The sequence below is a fragment of the Bilophila sp. T19-St14 genome (assembly GCF_059728385.1).
In genome coordinates this window covers 1,626,311-1,644,174 of record NZ_BAAGFT010000001.1, presented here as the reverse complement: position 1 = coordinate 1,644,174, position 17,864 = coordinate 1,626,311, and the positions used below count along the sequence as shown (strand labels likewise).

The 17,864-nt window shown below is 58.6% G+C and carries 11 protein-coding genes and 1 other RNA gene; 6 read left to right on the top strand and 6 right to left on the bottom strand.

Annotation, left to right across the window (positions count from 1 at the left end; all coding sequences use genetic code 11):
- Positions 1-50 precede the first annotated feature (50 nt).
- A complete protein-coding gene (eutJ, locus tag AC6I1V_RS07105; protein ID WP_486853631.1) occupies positions 51-878 on the top strand; it encodes an ethanolamine utilization protein EutJ in 828 nt (275 codons plus the stop codon).
- 2,020 nt (positions 879-2,898) lie between these two features.
- Here the strand turns inward: eutJ and AC6I1V_RS07100 are convergent.
- Positions 2,899-3,930: a glycosyltransferase family 9 protein gene (locus AC6I1V_RS07100; protein ID WP_486853632.1), complete on the bottom strand. Its 1,032-nt coding sequence runs from the start codon at positions 3,928-3,930 to the stop codon at positions 2,899-2,901.
- Positions 3,930-4,805 carry a methylenetetrahydrofolate reductase [NAD(P)H] gene (gene metF, locus AC6I1V_RS07095; RefSeq protein ID WP_302551398.1) on the bottom strand — a complete coding sequence of 292 codons (876 nt, stop codon included), beginning with the start codon at positions 4,803-4,805 and terminating at the stop codon, positions 3,930-3,932. The genes AC6I1V_RS07100 and metF overlap by 1 nt, the downstream gene beginning before the upstream one ends.
- Positions 4,806-5,022: 217 nt before the next feature.
- Between metF and AC6I1V_RS07090 the strand changes: the two genes are divergently transcribed.
- From AC6I1V_RS07090 to AC6I1V_RS07070, 5 genes are all read left to right on the top strand, one after another.
- Complete coding sequence (locus tag AC6I1V_RS07090) at positions 5,023-6,087, top strand: phosphodiester glycosidase family protein (RefSeq protein ID WP_486853633.1); 1,065 nt, start codon at positions 5,023-5,025, stop codon at positions 6,085-6,087.
- 249 nt (positions 6,088-6,336) lie between these two features.
- Positions 6,337-6,525, top strand: a complete 189-nt coding sequence (locus AC6I1V_RS07085; protein ID WP_486853634.1) for a hypothetical protein — start codon at positions 6,337-6,339, stop codon at positions 6,523-6,525.
- Positions 6,526-7,365: 840 nt separating this feature from the next.
- A complete protein-coding gene (locus AC6I1V_RS07080) occupies positions 7,366-8,568 on the top strand; it encodes a bifunctional nucleoside/nucleotide kinase/histidine phosphatase family protein (RefSeq protein ID WP_302551396.1) in 1,203 nt (400 codons plus the stop codon).
- A gap of 436 nt (positions 8,569-9,004) precedes the next feature.
- An RNA gene (ffs, locus tag AC6I1V_RS07075) (signal recognition particle sRNA small type) lies at positions 9,005-9,095 on the top strand.
- A gap of 233 nt (positions 9,096-9,328) precedes the next feature.
- Positions 9,329-9,784, top strand: coding sequence for a GNAT family N-acetyltransferase (locus AC6I1V_RS07070; protein ID WP_486853635.1), 456 nt, complete (start codon positions 9,329-9,331; stop codon positions 9,782-9,784).
- 223 nt (positions 9,785-10,007) lie between these two features.
- Here AC6I1V_RS07070 and alaS read toward each other — a convergent pair whose 3' ends face one another.
- The 4 genes from alaS to AC6I1V_RS07050 form a co-directional block, all read right to left on the bottom strand.
- A complete protein-coding gene (alaS, locus tag AC6I1V_RS07065; protein ID WP_486853636.1) occupies positions 10,008-12,662 on the bottom strand; it encodes an alanine--tRNA ligase in 2,655 nt (884 codons plus the stop codon).
- Between the two features lie 107 nt (positions 12,663-12,769).
- Positions 12,770-13,870 (bottom strand): recombinase RecA, encoded by a 1,101-nt coding sequence (gene recA, locus AC6I1V_RS07060; protein ID WP_308771475.1) that lies wholly within the window; start codon positions 13,868-13,870, stop codon positions 12,770-12,772.
- Between the two features lie 191 nt (positions 13,871-14,061).
- Positions 14,062-15,630, bottom strand: a complete 1,569-nt coding sequence (locus tag AC6I1V_RS07055; RefSeq protein ID WP_486853637.1) for a hypothetical protein — start codon at positions 15,628-15,630, stop codon at positions 14,062-14,064.
- A 430-nt stretch (positions 15,631-16,060) separates the two neighbouring features.
- Positions 16,061-17,584 carry an aldehyde dehydrogenase family protein gene (locus AC6I1V_RS07050; protein ID WP_486853638.1) on the bottom strand — a complete coding sequence of 508 codons (1,524 nt, stop codon included), beginning with the start codon at positions 17,582-17,584 and terminating at the stop codon, positions 16,061-16,063.
- Positions 17,585-17,864: the final 280 nt, after the last annotated feature.

Below are 17,864 nucleotides of genomic sequence, written 5' to 3'. Positions count from 1 at the left end.
GCGCCGCCTGACCGCGCGGCGTTGTTTTCCCATTTAACGACGGCTGGAGCATGATGAAGCAGATTGCATGGGATGAAGTGATGAAGCGGCTGGAAGTGGCCTCGAAGATTTGCAACGACGCCTCTCCCGTTCAGGTGGAAGGGCCCATTCACGTCGGAGTCGACCTTGGCACCGCCGACGTGGTGGTCATGGCGGTGGACGACAACGGGGTGCCCGTGTCGGCGTTCCTTGAGTGGGCCACCGTCGTGCGTGACGGCGTGGTCGTAGACTACCACGGCGCAATCACCATCGTGAAGCGGCTCGTGGGCATGACGGAGGAGCGTCTTGGCCGGAAGATCGCCGAGGCGTCCACATCCTACCCGCCCGGAACGGATGCCCGGCTTTCGACGAACATTTTGGATGCAGCCAACCTGCGCCTTGTGAGCACGGCGGACGAGCCGAGCTGCCTCGCGCGTCTGGCCCGGCTGGATCGCGCCGCGGTCGTGGACATCGGCGGCGGCACGACCGGTACGGCGGTCATTTCCAACGGCAAGGTCATCGCCTCCGTTGACGATGCCACAGGCGGGCATCACGTGACCCTCGCCATGTCCGGCGCACTTTCGGTGCCCTACGAGGAAGCCGAGCTCAAGAAGCGCGGTGCGGACAACCGCCAGTACGCGCCCATCGTGAAGCCGGTTTTCGAGCGCATTTCCGACATCGTGAAGGCCCATATTTCCGGCCATGCCGTGGATACCGTGTATCTCACCGGCGGCACGTGCTGTTTCCCCGGCATCGCGCCCCTGTTTGAAAAAGAGCTCGGCATCAAGGTCGAGTGCCCCGATTATCCCCTTTTGCTCACCCCCCTCGCCATTGCGTGCCTGCCGCTGATGGAAGGGTAGGCAGTAGGCGGGGTGTGGAGAATATCGGGGAGGGGGAGAAGGAACCCTTCTGGAGAAGGGCTTCCTTCTCCCCCTCCCCGAACCCCACCCCCTCATCCTCCTAAGACTTTTCTTTTTATCGAATCCCTGTTCGCAGCGTTCCCGGTCAATGGCGGGGCGGCGTTGCAGGGGAAACGGGAAGGGTACGCCATAGTAATCGGTTAGCGTTTTGTTTTTGGCTGTGTCATAGAAAACGGTTGATGCTTTATTTCCTTGAAACTCCAAAGAAATAACCAATAAAATCCCCCAATCACGGAGCCCATCAGCGGAAATATTTGAGAAAAAAGCATATATTTCAGTATATTGCTGAAACAAAACAACCATGTACTATGACAGAGCCTTGTTTTTTTATTAGGCTCTGTCATGGATGTGGTTATTTCATCTCCACAGTATGGTGAAAAGAGAGGCTTTTTCTCTCATTTTTCCGTTGATGGACTCTATGGCTGGAGGGTTTTATCGGTTATTCCCTTGGAATTTCTGAGAAATAAGGCGTCAACCATTTCCTATGGCACAGTCTTTAGTCATAGCTGTGTCATAGGAAATGGTTGACGCTTTCTTGAAGCTCCAAAGGGATAGCCAAATAAAATGCCTCAGCCATGAAGCCCTTCAGCGAAAAATTGGAGAAAAAAGCTGTGTTTTCATCCTATTGTGGAGATGAAACAACTGCATCCTATGGCAGAGCCTACATTTTGAATGGACATTTGATAAGGTGCCTCCACCATAGGGGGTGGTAACGAAAATATATGAGGAAAATTCGGTAGGTTGATTATGGTGTGGAGGGAATCAGCCATATCTTAGCCAGAGACAAAGAAAAAGGCCCCCCTGTTTGTCGGCAACAGCAAACAGGGGGGGGGCCTTTGGGTTTCCATCAAGGAATTTATTCAAGGCTTTGTCTTAGGTAGTGTTGTTAATTTATATAATCTATTAAATTATTTAATTTTTTTAGACTATAAAAGATTGTTTTTGAATAATTTCAAATGATTACATGTAAAATGACGACACGACCTAGAATATGGTTGTTTCATCTCCACAGTAAGGTGAAAAGAGAGACTTTTCTCTGATTTTCCGTTGATGGGCTCCATAATTATGGCACTTTATTGGCTATTCCCTTGAAACCTCAAGAAGTAAAGCATCAACCACTTTCTATGATACAGCCTAAAATAAAGGCTCTGTTATAGTTTGTGGTTGTTTCATCTCCACAGTGCGGCGAAAATATAGCCTTTTTCTCCTGTTTTCCCCTTGGCGGGATCCACGGCTAAGGCCTTTTTCCGGTTATCCCTTTGGAACTTCAAGGAAAAAAACATCAACCATTTTCTATAACCCAGCCAAAATAAAAGGCTCTGTCATAGTACATGGTTGTTTTGTTTTAGCAATATGCTGAAAATATATGCTCTTTTTCCAAGTTTTCCGCTGGCGGGCTCTGTGATTGGGGGATTTTATTGGTTATTTCTTTGGAATTTCAAGGAAATAAAGCATCAACCGTTTCTATGACACAGCCAAATAAAAAGAAAGGCTATGTTATAGAAAACGGTTGGTGTTTTTTAACGTTCTAGGTTATGTCGTTATTTGTATATAACTATTTAAAATTATTAAAAATAATTTTTGCAACTGAAAAAATAATTCAGTAATTTCAATATGTTATATTAAATTAAGATATAACCTAACGCTTTAAAGAAACAGCCGATAAAATGCCTCAGCCATGAAGTCCGCCAACAGAAAAACTGAAGGAAAAGGCCGCATTGTTACCATACTGTGGAGATGGACAAACACATCTTATGGCAGAACCAAAGCTAACGTCACCCAACGGGCAATACTCTCAGAAAAATAAGCCTCACAGATTCCTTTCAGCCGCCTTTCGAGACAAAGGAACTCCTGCTGCGCGGCCTCCCCACCAGTCAAAGTTTTCGCGGGGAAGGGGAGGGGGTCGGGGAGGGGAAGGGGAGCCTTTTGAAAAAGGCTCCCCTTCCCCTCCCCGCTTCTCTTACTTCTTCAACATCCCCATCGCCTTGTCCGCGACAGGGCCGGGCAGCATCCCGGTGAGGCAGCGGGGATCGGGGCAGTGGTTGCGGTTGCAGTGCTGGCAGGGAAGGTTCAGGGCAATATCGGCGTGTTCGGGAGAGGGGAAAGTCCACGCCGGGGAGGTCGAACCAAGCACGGTGAGGGTCGGCGTGTCCACCGCCACGGCGATGTGCCGGGGTGCGGAACAGTTGCCGATGTGCAAATCCGCTTCCGCGATGCAGGCCGCCATTTCCCGCAGCGACAGCATCCGATCCGGCAAGAGCAGCGAACCGGCGGGGCAGAGGCGGTCCAGCTCCTGAATTTCGGCTTCCTCGCCCGGCCCCCAGAGAGGCAGGAAGCGCAGGGAGGCGTCGCGCTTCGCAAGCAGGCTGACCAGCCCAGCGTAGTGCGCCAGAGGCCAGCGGCGGGTGGGCTGGCGGTGCGTGGGATCCAGCGTGATGAGGCGCTGATCCGGCTGCAACCCCGCTTGGGCGAGCAAGGCGCGCGCGAAGGCGTGTTCCCCATCCGTGAGATAGACGCGCGGGCGCTCGCCGTTCCATTCGATGCCGAGAGGGCGCAGTACGCTGGCCTTGCTCATGGCTGAATAGCCGTCGAGCATGTCGGCGGAATGCGTGTACAGCAGGCGCGTGTACCACGGCGGCGTATAGGAGAGGCGGACTGGGGCGCCGGAAAAGGCCACCACCCAGCGGCAGCGCGGAAGCTGCTGAAAATCCACGACGAGATCGTAGCCTGTGCGGGCGACATGCCAATACCATGCGATCTCTTGGGGCAGGGAGGACAGCAGTTTTTTGTCCAGCTCCCATACCTTGCCGAGATGCGGGTTGTGCTCAAGGAGCGGGGCGCACTTTTTTTCGGTCAGCAGGTGGATCTCGGCGTCCGGGTAGCGCCGTTTGAGCAGCTCGATGGACGGCGTGGCGAGCACCACATCCCCGATCTGCCTGAGCTGGCAGACAAGGATGCGCTGAGGCGAAAAGGTGGCGAGATCGACGGCCATTACAGTGCGCCCACTTCTTCCGCAATGCGGAGGCACATGGGTGCCTTGTTCAGCGTGTACAGGTGGATGCCCGGCGCGCCGTTGTCCAGCAAGGTACGGATCTGCTGCACGGCAAACTTGAGGCCCGCTTCGCGCACGGCTTCCGCGCCGCCCTTGGCATTGGCTTCCTCAAGGGCAAGATAGAGCTTGCCGGGGATGTTCGCGCCGCACAGGGCGAGGGTGCGCCGGATGGATTCGAGGCTCTGGATGGGCAGGATGCCGGGGATGACCGGGATGGACACGCCCATGTCGCTGAGCCTGTCCACAAAATGGAGGTATTCGCGCACGTCGAAGAACAACTGCGTGATCACGAAGTCCGCGCCTTCACGGATTTTGGCGACGGTGTAGCGCCAGTCGCTGGCGAAGCTCGGCGATTCAGGGTGGGGTGCAGGATACCCGGCGACGCCGATGCCCATGTCGGGATAATGCGCCTTGGCGAAACGGACGAGATCCGCGGCATGGCGGAATTCGGCGGTTTCCCAGTCGATGTCCTGCCCTTTGGGGATGTCGCCGCGCAGGGCCAAAACATTATCCACGCCGTTGTCGCGCAGGCGTTGGAGATATTGCGTGATATGCTCCTGCGTCGCGCCGACGCAGGTCAGGTGGGCCATCGTTTCAAACTGGAATTCTTTCTTCAGGTGGGAAACGATTTCCAGCGTAGCGTCTTGGCTGGAGCCGCCCGCCCCGTACGTAACGGAGGTGAACAGCGGTTCCAGCGGAGCCAGCCGTTCGGCCATCTTGAAGAAGTCCGGCCACTGGTCAGGGTCTTTCGGAGGAAAAAATTCAAAGGAATAGAAAGGTTTGCCCCTTTCCGCAATGAGTTGGCCGATATTCATGGAAAACCTCGTTTCAAAAGTCAGTCATAATCCCAAGTTCTTTATTCTATGCCGGATTTCCGCGAAGGGCAACGCCCCGCCGCGCGTTGGGAAGGGGGCGCCTTTCGTTCTGCGGCGCTCATGCCGCCCACGGCTTTGGGAGGGCCCCCAGTGCGTTGCGCCTTTGCTGGAATTACCGTAAACTCTGGTTATTCGGGGCATTGGAGACCTGATTATCATGACGCTGCACCTTTTTTTATCCATACGCCATGCCATATGCCGCGGCGGACGCGGCCTGTTCCGGCATGAGGGAGAACGGCGGGGGCGTGATCAAGTCCACGGCGGCTACGGCTTGTGCCTCGCGCCGCTGGCGTTCGCCGTGTTCCGCCAGTTGTTCCTTTTGTGCGTGCTGGCGTTGTCCTCCGTCCCTGCCTGTGCTGAGGGCATGCCTTCCGAGGCGCAGGATGGGCTCACGGCCATCAAGAACGCGCTTGTCCCGCCACAGCCGGGTGTGGCGCAGCAGGCTCCCCCGCCTCCGCCGCGTTGGGCTTTTGAGGCGCTCCCGCCGTGGGAAAAATTGGAGGAAGGCCTCCAGCTTGGTTTGTTCTCCGCGCAGTTCGACGGGGGCGAGCCGTTTGAAGTGGTATTTTTGCGCATTGATCCCGCATATTTCGATTTTACTGTGGAAACGGCGAGTTTTGAGGGGCAGTCGCTGCCGCTTGAGGCTTGGGCCACGCGCAAGGGACTGATAGCCGCCACCAATGCCAGCATGTATCTGCCCGATGGCGTTACGAGCACAGGCTATCTTCGTACCGGCGGGACAATCAATAACGGGCGCGTGGTGTCCAAGTTCGGGGCGTTTTTCGTCGCTGGCCCGGACAGTCCGGATTTGCCCGGTGCGGATTTGCTGGATCGTTCCACGGACGACTGGGAGAACCTGCTCCCGCATTACAGTATGGTCGTGCAGAATTACCGTATGATCAGTTCGGATCGGCGTCTGCTCTGGAAGCCCGGCGGCCCGAAGCACTCCATTTCCGCTGTGGCCCGTGACGGCACGGGGGCCATCCTGTTTATCCTGTGCCGGGAACCGATAACCGGCGTGGATTTTGGGGCGCTTTTGCTGGCGTTGCCCATTGATGTCCGGGTGGTGATGTATACCGAGGGCGGAAGCTTGGCCGGCCTGTTCCTGCGCACTCCAGCCCGCAGCCGGATCTGGCTGGGGCGTTCCCTGCCGGAGTTCTGGGCTTCCGGGAGCCTTGGCGCGCCGTTGCCCAATATCATCGGCGTCCGGCGCAAACACTAGCGGCCTCCCCGCGTGTGTGGGGAAGTTCCAGCGGCCTGCATCTGGTGTGGCCCACTGAGATGGGGCTCCGTGTACGAGGTTGTACCCACCGCAGGGTGAGCCGGGAAGATGCGTAAAAAGGGGTTTCCGTGTGCAGAGGCTGTAACCCGGAGGAGCCTCGAATATATCGGATAAGGGTTTTCCTGTGTGCGGGGAGGTTGTCCACGCGCTGGAGCAACGTGCTTCGGGTTTCTGAGTAGGATGATTTTCATGGAGTTTGCTCCACGCGCTGAGGTAACACGCTTGTCGGGGGGGATTGCCTGCTCTGCGGACGGAACCTGCTCCACGCACAGGGATAATGTCTTCCGCGAGGTCGTGCAGGCTGCGGCGGACTGGTGTCTGTCCCACGCACGGGGGAACGTCTCGGATTTCTTCCGCCGTCCCTTCCGGCCTGATTAGTCTGCCCCACGCACGGGGGAACGTCTCAAAGGAGGCTGGGGGCAGGCTTTTCAATGCGCGTCTGTTCCACGCGCGTGGGGAACGTCTGCATTTGTTCGATGCCTTCCTTTGTACGTGGAGGCTGGTGAAGCAAAGCCGAGGCGCATTGCTAAGAACGATGGCCTTTCCGTGTATGGGGCGGCCTCAGAGGTGCGCTTTTCCGGTTTTGCCGGGAACTTTCCCCGTGTGAGGAGTGTTTGTCCTGCCCTAATGAAGGGGCGGTGTCCGTCATTTCCCCCTGTGCGGGGAGAGTTTTTGAAGGCTGTGTTATAGAAAATGGTTGATGCTTTTTTCCTTGAAGTTCCAAAGGGATAACCGGAAAAACGCCTTAGCCGTGGCTCCCGTCAAGGGGAAAACCGGATAAAAAGGCCGTATTTTCACAGCACTGTGAAGATAAAACAACCACAAACTATTATAACAAAGCCTTTTTGAATACGAAAAGGCGAAGGTGATCGAGGAAGAGAGTTTCCCCCTGTGGGGGGAGTTTTTCCTTGTGCATGGCTTCGGACTGCGCCTGCTGCGGTTTCCCCCCTGTGTGGGGAGAGGTTTTTGTGAAGGTAAAGGGCGTCCATCTGAAGGTGTGAGCTTCTCCCTATGTGTGGGGGAAAGGTTTTCCTGCTTCGATAGGTATTCCACTTTGTTGTTTGATGTTTTCCCCGTATGGGGAGATGCTTTCCCGACGGAAGCCCCGTCGTAGCCATTTTCTAAGGGCTTCCCCGTATGGGGAGGCGTTTTTGGGCCCTATAACGCCCACCGTGAGTGAGGCGATCCGCCGCCCGCGTGCGGCAACTGAGGAATAACATGAAACTGTATGTCGCAATGGTGGGGTTGCCCGCCAGAGGCAAGAGCACGCTGGCGAAGCGTATCCGGTCTGGGCTGGAGCAGCAGGGCATCCGCACCGCAATTTTCAACAACGGTGAGCTGCGCCGGACGCTTTTCGGCCTTGAGAGCGGTTCCGCCGAGTTTTTCAATCCCGACAACACGCGCGCCCGGCGGCTGCGCGATCAGATCACGCACCAGAATATGGAGCGCGCCCGCGCGTGGCTTGATGATGGCGGCGACGTGGCCATCATCGACGCGACCAATGGGACGGTACAGCAGCGTGTGGATCTGAGCGCGACGCTCCGGGATCGGCCCATCTTGTTCATCGAATGCGTGAATGATGACCCGTTGCTGTTGGATGCCTCCATCCGGCGTAAGACCCGCCTGCCCGAATTCGCCAACATGACGCAGGAGGAGGCTGGGGAAAGCTTCCGCAAGCGCTTGGCCTACTATGAGAGCGTATATGTGCCTGTCCGCAAGGAACGGTGCTGGATACGCGTGGACGCCGTGGACAGCTGCATTCAGGACGAAGCCCCAAGCAACGACCTCCCCTATTATGCGGCTATCCGCGACATCATTTCTTCCCGCTGGGTGCAGGATCTGTACCTCGTGCGGCATGGCGAGACGGAGTATAACCGCGAGGGCCGCCTTGGAGGGGATCCGTCTTTGACCGCCAAGGGGAGCGAACAGGCCGAAAAGCTCGCCGCGCATTTTGAAGGCGTGGATCTTCCGTACATTTTTACGTCCACGAAGCAGCGTTCCGCCGAGACGGCCTCGCCGTTGCTGCGTTCGCGCCCGAACACCATCAGCATGGCCCTGAGCGAGTTTGACGAGATCAATGCCGGGGTGTGCGAAGGGATGCGCTATTCCGACGTGCGCGACAGCATGCCTCTGGAGTATGAGGCGCGTTCTCACAATAAGTACGGCTATATCTATCCCAACGGCGAGAGTTATGCGATGCTCAAGGAGCGCGTGGCCCGCGGCTTGCGCCGGGCGTTGTTCCTGTCCGGCGAGGGGACGCTCATGATCGTCGGGCATCAGGCCATCAACCGCACGCTGCTGTCGCTGTTCCTGTTCCAGAGGCCGAGCGATGTGCCCTATACCTATATCCCGCAGAACCAGTATTACCACATCACCATCACGCAGCGCCGCAAGCTGTTTGAAATGATCCGGTATGCGTAACAAGGGGGGGCTTTTTTAGGAAGGCTCCGTCAGAGTATGTGGTTGTTTTATATTTACAGTAGGTTATGTTTTAAGAGAAGGTTTATTTTAATAGTATATTGAAATAATTTTATATTTTTGATAAAAATCTGTAATTTGGCGTTTATATTTTCCAAAAAAATCATCATTTCAAACTACTCCATAAACCCTCTTATAAAACAAAGCCTTACAGTATGGTGAAAATGCAGGCATTTTCTCCGGCCCTTCCGTCGATGGGCTCCATGCTTGGGGCTTTTTATTGGTTATTTCTTTGGAATTTCAGGAAATAAAGCATCAACCATTTCCTATGCCACCGTCTTTAGGGATGCCCGTGCCCTGAACGGATAGCCGGTTGATTCCTACGCGGGGGCGGCTTCCATTTGACAGGCGGCATTTTTTTCTCTATACAAAGGGTTCGAGAGAGTCGGGCGGCGGTGGCGCCGCCAACCCCGCCAGGTTCGAAAGAAAGCAACGGTAACGGTTGTTCGCCGGGTGTCCGACTCTCAAAAAGCGCAAGCCCTTCAGGTTTGCGCTTTTTGTTTAGGCTGTGTCCTAGAAAACGGTTGATGCTTTATTTCCTTGAAATTCCAAAGAAATAACCAATAAAATCCCCCAATCACAGAGCCCACCAGCGGAAAATTTGGAGAAAAAGCATATATTTTCAGTGTATTGCTGAAACAAAACAACCATGTACTATGACAGAGCCTTCGTTTATGCGGGTACCGCCGCAAAGGAGGGAGCCATGAATCATGACTGTGCCGTCGGGTATGCGTCGGAAGCGGACATTGACGCTTGGATGGAGCTGGCCGCGCTTGTCCGCGATGCCTTCCCCGGTCTGTCGCTCGGCGAGTACCGGGAAAATCTGCTGAAAGCCATCGCGGAGCGGCGGGCGCTGTGTGCGAAGGATGCAGGCGGGCTGCTCGGCGTGCTGATTCTTTCGGAGCAGTGTGGCGGCATCGGCTTCCTCGCCGTGCATCCTGAGGCGCGGAGGCGGGGCGTCGCTTCGGCCCTTGTCCGCATGATGCTGGGGGTACTTCCTGCCGATCAGGATGTCTTCGTAACGACGTACCGGGAAGACGATCCGCTCGGTGCGGCCCCACGGGCCCTGTACAAGCGCCTCGGCTTCAAAGAGGCCGAACTGGTCATGCGTTACGGGTATCCGTGCCAGCAGTTTGTGTTGCGGCGCGGTTCCGTGTGAAAGCCTGCGGGCAATGCTTCCCTGAACGGCAAGAAGCCGCTTCCTTCCAGAAAACGGGAAGGAAGCGGCTTTGTTACATGGAAAGTAGCAGGGATTCGATAAGGCCAAAAGTTTTTGCAGGGGGAAAGGGGCACGGGCTGTACCGGCAGTTTTGGGGAAGGGAAAGGGGGAACATGGGGGCTCCCCGTTTCTCCAGAAAGCTCCCTTTCCTCTCCCCGATATGCTACCCCCCAATCTTCGCCTTCAAGACATCCAGCGCCTCGTCAATGCCCGCAGGGTTCGTGCCGCCTGCCTGGGCCTGATCGGGGCGTCCGCCGCCGGAACCGGCGATGGGCGCGGCAACCTCCCTGATCAGCGCGGGAGCGGTAAAGCGTCCGTGCAGGTCTTTGGAAACATACAGGATCATGCTCACCTTGCCCTCGCCCACAGGGGCGGCGAGGCAGGCCACGCCGGAAGGCATCTTGGAACGGATGTCGTCCATGAGCTCGCGCATGGCCTTGATATTGCTCATCTCAAGTTTCGCGGCAAGCACCTTTACGCCGTTGATCTCCACGGCCTTGGACATGAGATCCCCGCCCTGCCCGGATGCGGCCTGCGCGGCGGCCTTTTCCAGATCCTTGCGGAGCCCGCGGTTTTCCTTCTGGAGGCCCTCCAGCTTGGCGGCGAGGCCGCCGGGCTGCGTCTTGAGCATGGCCGCAAGCTGGTGCAGCTCCTCGCTCATGGCGCGGGCGTGCCTGAGGGCGTTCCAGCCGGTGGCGGCCTCAATGCGGCGCGTGCCTGCCGCGATGCCGCTTTCGGACAGGATGACGAAACTGCCCGCCTGACCTGTGCTGTTCAGATGCGTGCCGCCGCAAAGCTCCACGGACTCGGTGTGATCCGGGGTTCCGATGGTCACCACGCGCACGGTGTCGCCGTACTTTTCACCGAAAAGCGCCATAGCGCCCATGTCGATGGCGGCCTGCTGGCCCATGAGCTTGGCGGTCAACGGGTAGTCGGCCATGATCGCGGCGTTCACGTCGCGTTCCACGGCGGCCAGTTCTTCCGGCGTCATGGGCGCGATGTGCGAGAAGTCGAAGCGCAGGCGATCCGGCGTGACAAGGGAACCCGCCTGACGCACATGGTCGCCGAGCACGCGGCGCAGGGCCGCATGGAGCAGGTGCGTGCAGGTGTGGTTGCGGGCCGCGTCGAGGCGTGTGGATTCGGTTACGGTCAGCACCACTTCCTGATCGGGAAGCAGGGTGCCGCCGTCCACTTCGATGTGGTGGACGGTGAGGTCGGCGGAGGGCTTCAGGGTGTCGAGCACCTTGGCGGATCCGGCAGGGGCGGCGAGCAGGCCCGTGTCGCCGCACTGCCCGCCGGACGCGCCGTAGAAAGGCGTCCGATCGGTAACGACATAGCCCAACGAGCCGCCGGGCAGGGCTTCGACGGACAAGCCGTCGCCGTCGAGCAGGGCCACGACGCGGCCCACCCCGGTCAGGGCGGCGTAGCCGAAAAATTCGGACTTGAGGCCGTCCTCAAGCAGGCTCTGGAAGCGGGAGGCGATGTCCTTTTCGCCGGACCCCTTCCACGCGGCGCGGGCGCGCTGCTTCTGCTGGCGCATATATTCGTTGAAACCGGCTTCGTCGGCCTTGAAGCCGCGTTTTTCGGCCACGTCGTTCACGATGTCCAGCGGGAAGCCGTAGGTGTCGTACAGCTTGAACGCGGTTTCGCCGGGGATGAGCTTCTCGCCCTTGCCGGCGAGGGCGTCCATTTCCTCTTCAAGCATGGCGAGGCCCTTGTCGAGGGTGGAGGAGAAGCGCTCCTCTTCCTCGCGGGTCACGCGGGCCATGAAGTCGGCGCGGGCGCGCAGTTCGGGGTAGTCCTCGCCCATGACCTCCACGACCTTGAGCGCGGTCTTGTACAGGAACGGCTCCTGCATCCCCATGAGGCGGCCGAAGCGGAAGGCGCGGCGGATCAGGCGGCGCAGCACGTAGCCGCGGCCTTCGTTGGAGGGCAGGATGCCGTCCGCGATCATGAAGGCGATGGCGCGGCTGTGGTCCGCGATGACGCGCAGGGCGGTGTCGTTGTCGGCATCGTCGTGGTAGCGGACGCCGGCGAGCTCGGCCATATAGTTGATGAAAATCTGGAACAGGTCGGTGTCGTAGTTGGAGCGCACGCCCTGACACACGCCCGCGATGCGCTCAAGGCCCATGCCGGTGTCGATGGACGGATGGGGCAGGGGGACGCGGGAACCGTCGGCAAGCTGCTCGAACTGCATGAACACGAGGTTCCAGATTTCAAGGAAGCGGTCGCAGTCGCACTTGCCGATGCCGCAGTCCGGGCCGCAGGCCATGTCCGCCCCCTGATCGAAGTGGATTTCCGAACAGGGCCCGCAGGGGCCGGTGTCGCCCATGCTCCAGAAGTTGTCCTTGTCGCCGAGGCGGAAGATGCGCTCAGGCGCGACGCCCGCCACCTTCTGCCAGAGCTCGAAGGCTTCGTCGTCATCCTTGTAGACGGTGACGTAGAGCCTGTCCTTGGGCAGCTTCAATTCCTCGGTGATGAACGTCCACGCAAAACGGATGGCGTCCTCCTTGAAGTAGTCCCCGAAGGAGAAGTTGCCGAGCATTTCAAAGAAGGTGTGGTGGCGTGCGGTGCGGCCCACGTTGTCGAGGTCGTTGTGCTTGCCGCCGACGCGCAGGCACTTCTGGGAGGTGGTGGCGCGCACGTAGCCGCGTTTTTCCTGCCCGCAGAAAATTTTCTTGAACTGCACCATGCCCGCGTTGGTGAACAGCAGGGACGGGTCGTCGCGGGGGATCAGGGAAGAGGAGGCGACTTCGGTGTGCCCGTGTTTTTTGAAGTATTCCAGAAAACGGTGGCGGATTTCATTGGCTGTCAGCATACAGGCTCCTGCGGGTGTGGAGGGATCGGGGGATGGGGCCATGCCCGGAGGCATCGCCTTGGGAAAGGTTGGGCGGGGAGGGGGCTCCTCCCCGCACCGGATCAGGATCAGATTTCGTCGTCCATGTCGTCGACGAGGGGGACGTTTTCAACGTCCGGGGCGGTTTCCTCGGCGGCGTGCACGACGGGCCGCGGGTTCATGCCCAGATGCTCGATAAGCTGGCTTTCGATGGCGTTGCGCAGTTCGGGGGTCTCGTCGAGCAGGGCACGGACTTTTTCCTTGCCCTGGCCGAGCTTTTCGGCCCCGAAGGCGAACCATGCGCCGCTCTTGTCCACGATGCCGGCATCGACGCCGAGGTCGATGAGCTCCCCGGAACGGGAAATGCCCGTGCCCCAGATGATGTCGAACTTGGCTTCGCGGAAGGGCGGGGCCATCTTGTTTTTGACCACCTTCACGCGGGTAAGGGAGCCGTAGGCTTCTTCCTTGTCCTTGAGGGTCTGGATCTTGCGGATGTCGAGGCGCACGGAGGAGTAGAACTTGAGCGCGTTGCCGCCGGTGGTCGTTTCCGGGCTGCCGTAGCCGGTGACGCCGATCTTCATGCGGATCTGGTTGATGAAGATGACGGCGGTGCGGGACTTGTGGATGGTGCCGGTCAGCTTGCGGAGGGCGTGGGACATCAGGCGGGCGTGCCCGCCGACCTGCGTTTCGCCCATCGCGCCTTCGAGTTCGCTCTGGGGGATGAGGGCGGCCACGGAGTCGATGACCACGAGATCCACCGCGCCGGAGCGGACGAGCATGTCCGCGATTTCAAGGGCCTGCTCGCCGTGGTCGGGCTGCGAGATGAGCAGTTCGTCGGTCTTGACGCCGAGGCGCTTGGCATAGGCCACGTCAAGCGCGTGTTCGGCGTCGATGAAGGCGGCCGTCCCGCCGAGCTTTTGGCATTCCGCAATGACGTGCAGGGTGAGGGTCGTCTTGCCCGATGATTCGGGGCCGTAGATCTCGGTGACCCGGCCCTTGGGGATGCCGCCGATGCCGAGGGCGAGGTCAACGCCGATGGAGCCGGTGGGGATCACCGGGACTTTGACATGGACGTCATCGGAAAGCTTCATCACGGCGCCTTGGCCGAATTTGCGTTCGATGGTTTCAAGGGCTGTTTTCAGCGCCTCTTGGCGCGCTTCTTCAGGGGTAAGGGTTGGCTTTTTTGCCATTGGGGGAAACTCCATAAAGGTAGACGGGGTTTGCCGGGATAGGCTTCCCGAATCCGTTTTTATACCAAAAGCGCCCGGATCGGGCAACCTGATTGCGGGCAGGCGATCCCGTATGTCAACGGATTCCGCAGGATAAAAAAAGGGGAGAGGCGTTCCGATCCTCCCCCCTTGTTTTGCCCCGGATCGGGCGGCTATTTCTTTTCCAGATCGGACATCAGCTCCAGAGCCGTCTTGGGCCCGGTGCTCACGTCCAGCTTGATGGAGGGATCCTTATAGGGCAAGGCGTCGATGGCTTCGATGGAAAGCGGCTTTTCCGTATTGAAGATGAGGCGGATGGCGCCGGGCTTGTCGATGTACTCCATGAGCTTCGCCGTGTAGTCCGTCCATTCGGCGGCGATGAGGTATTCCGTGACATACCTCTTGGCCGTATCCACGCACTGTTCGGGGGCCAGGCCCATGAACTTCTGGCCGAGGATGCCGAGGCGGGGCAGGAGACCTTCATCAGCGTATCCGAGCTCCAGATGGCTGAACTTGATATTGTTTCTAACAAAATCCTCAATGGCGGACTCGGTGGCGGGATCGTTGATATTCTTGGTTTTATTGATAATATCCAAGAACTTTTCATAGGGGAATTCGCCCTTGACGGCGAAGTCGGCCGTACCGAGCTTGGCGACGCTGAGGGAGGCGGTGCTGTTGAAACGGTTGTCCTTGTCGGGCAGGGAAACGGCATAGGATGCGCTGGCGTCTATTTCCGGCACGCCCATGACCGAGAGCAGTTGGAGTTCCGGCATGAGGGCCACGGGCATCTTGAGGTGTTCCAGAGACACTTCAAGGGTATAGGGGGAGGTCGAAGGGTTCGCGATGTTCAGCTTGTCCAGCGAAACATCGAGCAGGATGCTGTTGGTTTTGAGATCCTTCAGGGAAAGGAGGCCGACGAGCGGCTTGGGCCCGGCGAAAAAGCTCTGGAAGATCCCGATGGCTTCATCGTCGCTGGTTTCGATGGGATCCATGAGGTAGAGCTTCTTCATGACATCGCGGGGCGGCAGGTTCATGTTTTCGAGCCGGACTTCACCGATCGTCAGAACCTCCTGCCCCCTCAGGCTGAATACGAACCCGTTTGTCACGGAAGATTCTAGATGCCCTTTGGCATAGGATTTCTGGACGGCGGAATCGGTGGAGAGGGCGAAAGGCATCGCCTTGCTCGTTATCTTGACGCCGGAGGCGGCGTCTTCCTCATAGGAAAGGCCGTAGACGATCGCCAAGGCCATTTTCAGATCGTTGCCTTCGGCGGTGTCCAGCAAGGTCTTGACGGCGGCTGTTTCAATGGCGACGCCCTTGAAGGTGCGGAGCCGTACCGTAATGTTCGGTTCGGGGCCGAAGGACACGTTCTGCAGGGAGATCTCGTCGGCTACGGGAAGTTCCGTTTCCTTGATTTCGCTCTTGGGGTCGCGCAGCAGCGAAAGCAGGGTGGTTCCCGGATTTCGGACATCCAGCGTTTCGACGGCAACGGACAAGGTATCCTTCGTCTCGGTAGTGCACGTCATGCGGACGTTTTTGAGGACAAGATGGTTGCCCATCAGCGTATAGGAAACATCTCCAAGCTCCACGCGGGCATCCTGTGGAGTTTGAGCCGCCCATGTGCGGATGGCGTCAACGACGGCGTTTTCAAGATAGCGCATCCCGCCGTACCCGACGGCGATGACGGCGACAACGGCGATGCCGAGACCAATGAGGCCTTTCTGGAGTTTGGACAGAGCCATGGCTTTCCTCGAAGAAGGTTTGACGGTCGTCCATGCGTGGCATGGAAAGAGCAACAGTGTAGATACGGCCTTCCGCCCGGTCAAGGGAATCATCTGGGGAAAGGGAGAGAAATAAGGGCGGAAGATGCGAAACGGCCCCGGTGCGAGGAAAACCGGGGCCGTCTTGCGTGCGCGCCGTGTGCGGCGGAACGCATGGTTGGATGAGCGGGAAACGACAGGCGCTGTCGAAGGGCCGTTTTTATGGGGCCCTTTCAGGCCCGGCCGGAGGAGCCGCGTGCCGTCCACGGCGCGCAGCAGGATGGGGGAGCCTCTTTTCCGGCGGGGCCGTTCCGCTTTCTCCCGGCAAGAAGGCCAAGAGGATGTTTCCGTCTTGCTGAGGGAAAGCGGCGGGGCTCCGGGGCCTGCGCCCCGGAACCGGACGGGAAGCTGTTTAGGACGCCACGCAGGAGCGGACGGACTTGGGCTTCGCTGCCTCGCCGCCCTTCTTGGCGTTGGGATCGACGGTGCGGATCGTGGTGACCTTGTTCTGGGTGAAGAAGTCGATGCCGTCCTTGCCCTGCGCCTTGTTGGTTCCGAGGAGCGACCCCTTGATGCCGCCGAAGGGGATGTACGGATGCGGGGCGCAGATGCCCACGTTGACGCCGACCATGCCCACATCGGCGTCGCGGCTGAACTTTTCGGCATAGAACTGGCTCTGCGTGAAGATGCACGCGCCGTTGCCGAATTCGGACTGCCGGATGAGTTCGAGGGCGTCGTCGAGATCCGCGATTTTGATCGTGGCGACCAGCGGGCCGAACACTTCAGTCGTGAACAGCGGGTTGCAGGGGGTCACGTCCTTGATGATCGTGGGGCCGACGAAATAGCCGTTCTTGTTCTTTTCGGGCAGTTCGGGGTTGCGGCCGTCGAGGACGAGTTCGCAGCCGTGGCCGTGGTTCAGGGCGATGTCCACGTATTCCTTCACCTTGTCGGCGGCGGAACGGGAAATCAGGGGGCCCATGTAGACGTCGGGATCAAGCGCATCGCCGACTTTGACCTTCTTGGCGGCTTCGATCATGCGTTCGAGCACGGTGTCGTACAGTTCGGGCACGATGGCCACGATGGACCCGGCGAGGCAGCGCTGGCCCGCGGAGCCGTAGCAGGAGTTGATGTAGTTTTCGATGAAAACGTCGATGTCGGCGTCTTCCATGACCACGAGCATGTTTTTCGCGCCGCCGAGCAGCATGGAGCGCTTGGCGCCTCTGGCGCATCCTTCGGCCATTTTTTTGGCGGTCGGGGTAGACCCGACAAGGCATACGCCCGCGATGCGGGGATCTTCATACCACGTGCCGGGGATGTCGCGGTTGCCGTGGATGACGTTGACGACGCCGGCGGGCAGGCCGATTTCCATGAAGATCTCGCACATGAACTGCATGAAATAGGGCGACTGGGTGGAGGGCTTGAAGATGAAGGTGTTGCCCGTGCCGATGGCGAAGGGGATGAACCAGCCGAACACCAGTGCGGGGAAGTTGAAGGGGGCTACGCCGCCGAATACGCCGAGGGACTGTTTGGTGACCTTGCCGGTGATGCTCCCGGCGATCTGATCGAGGGTTTCGCCCTGAATCAGCGCGGGGATGGAGCAGGCCATTTCGACGATTTCGATGACGCGCTGGACTTCGCCGCGGGCTTCGGAAATATGTTTGGCCTGATCGAGCGCGATGCCCTGCGCGAGCTTTTCCAGATCGCGGATCATGCATTCGCGGATCTTGTGGATATAGGTCATACGCTTGGCGATGGGGACGAGGCGCCACGTTTTGTAGGCTTCGGCGGCGGTGGCGATGGCGGCTTCGCAGGTTTCCATGTTGGAAATGGGCACGGAGCCGATGGTTTCGCCGGTGGACGGGTTGTACAGGGGAACCGTTTTGCCGCCCGTTTCTTCCTGCCACTGGCCGTTGATGAAGTTGCGGATCTGGATCATGGGTTTGCCTCCAAACGTATTCTGGGTGGGTGTGGGAATAGGCCCGCTTTGGGATCTCGGCCCATGACTCCCCTATACGCGCCTTCCGGCCTTCCCGTCTTCTCGCATTCTGCCAAAGAGTATCGCGATCCTGCCAAAATGGGCGGGGATGGCGGGTAGGCGGGGCGGCGAGGGGGATATTGGGGAGGGGAAGGAGGAGCTTTCTGAAGAAAGTTCCTCCTTCCCCTCCCCAAGCCCCACCCCATCCTCCTCCAAGACTTTCGACTGGTGGGGAGGCTGC

Coding starts and splice junctions, on each gene's coding strand:
- eutJ (WP_486853631.1), top strand. CDS start 51: ATGATGAAGCAGATTGCATGGGATGAAGTGATGAAGCGGCTGGAAGTG.
- AC6I1V_RS07100 (WP_486853632.1), bottom strand. CDS start 3,930: ATGGCCGTCGATCTCGCCACCTTTTCGCCTCAGCGCATCCTTGTCTGC.
- metF (WP_302551398.1), bottom strand. CDS start 4,805: ATGAATATCGGCCAACTCATTGCGGAAAGGGGCAAACCTTTCTATTCC.
- AC6I1V_RS07090 (WP_486853633.1), top strand. CDS start 5,023: ATGACGCTGCACCTTTTTTTATCCATACGCCATGCCATATGCCGCGGC.
- AC6I1V_RS07085 (WP_486853634.1), top strand. CDS start 6,337: ATGGAGTTTGCTCCACGCGCTGAGGTAACACGCTTGTCGGGGGGGATT.
- AC6I1V_RS07080 (WP_302551396.1), top strand. CDS start 7,366: ATGAAACTGTATGTCGCAATGGTGGGGTTGCCCGCCAGAGGCAAGAGC.
- AC6I1V_RS07070 (WP_486853635.1), top strand. CDS start 9,329: ATGAATCATGACTGTGCCGTCGGGTATGCGTCGGAAGCGGACATTGAC.
- alaS (WP_486853636.1), bottom strand. CDS start 12,662: ATGCTGACAGCCAATGAAATCCGCCACCGTTTTCTGGAATACTTCAAA.
- recA (WP_308771475.1), bottom strand. CDS start 13,870: ATGGCAAAAAAGCCAACCCTTACCCCTGAAGAAGCGCGCCAAGAGGCG.
- AC6I1V_RS07055 (WP_486853637.1), bottom strand. CDS start 15,630: ATGGCTCTGTCCAAACTCCAGAAAGGCCTCATTGGTCTCGGCATCGCC.
- AC6I1V_RS07050 (WP_486853638.1), bottom strand. CDS start 17,584: ATGATCCAGATCCGCAACTTCATCAACGGCCAGTGGCAGGAAGAAACG.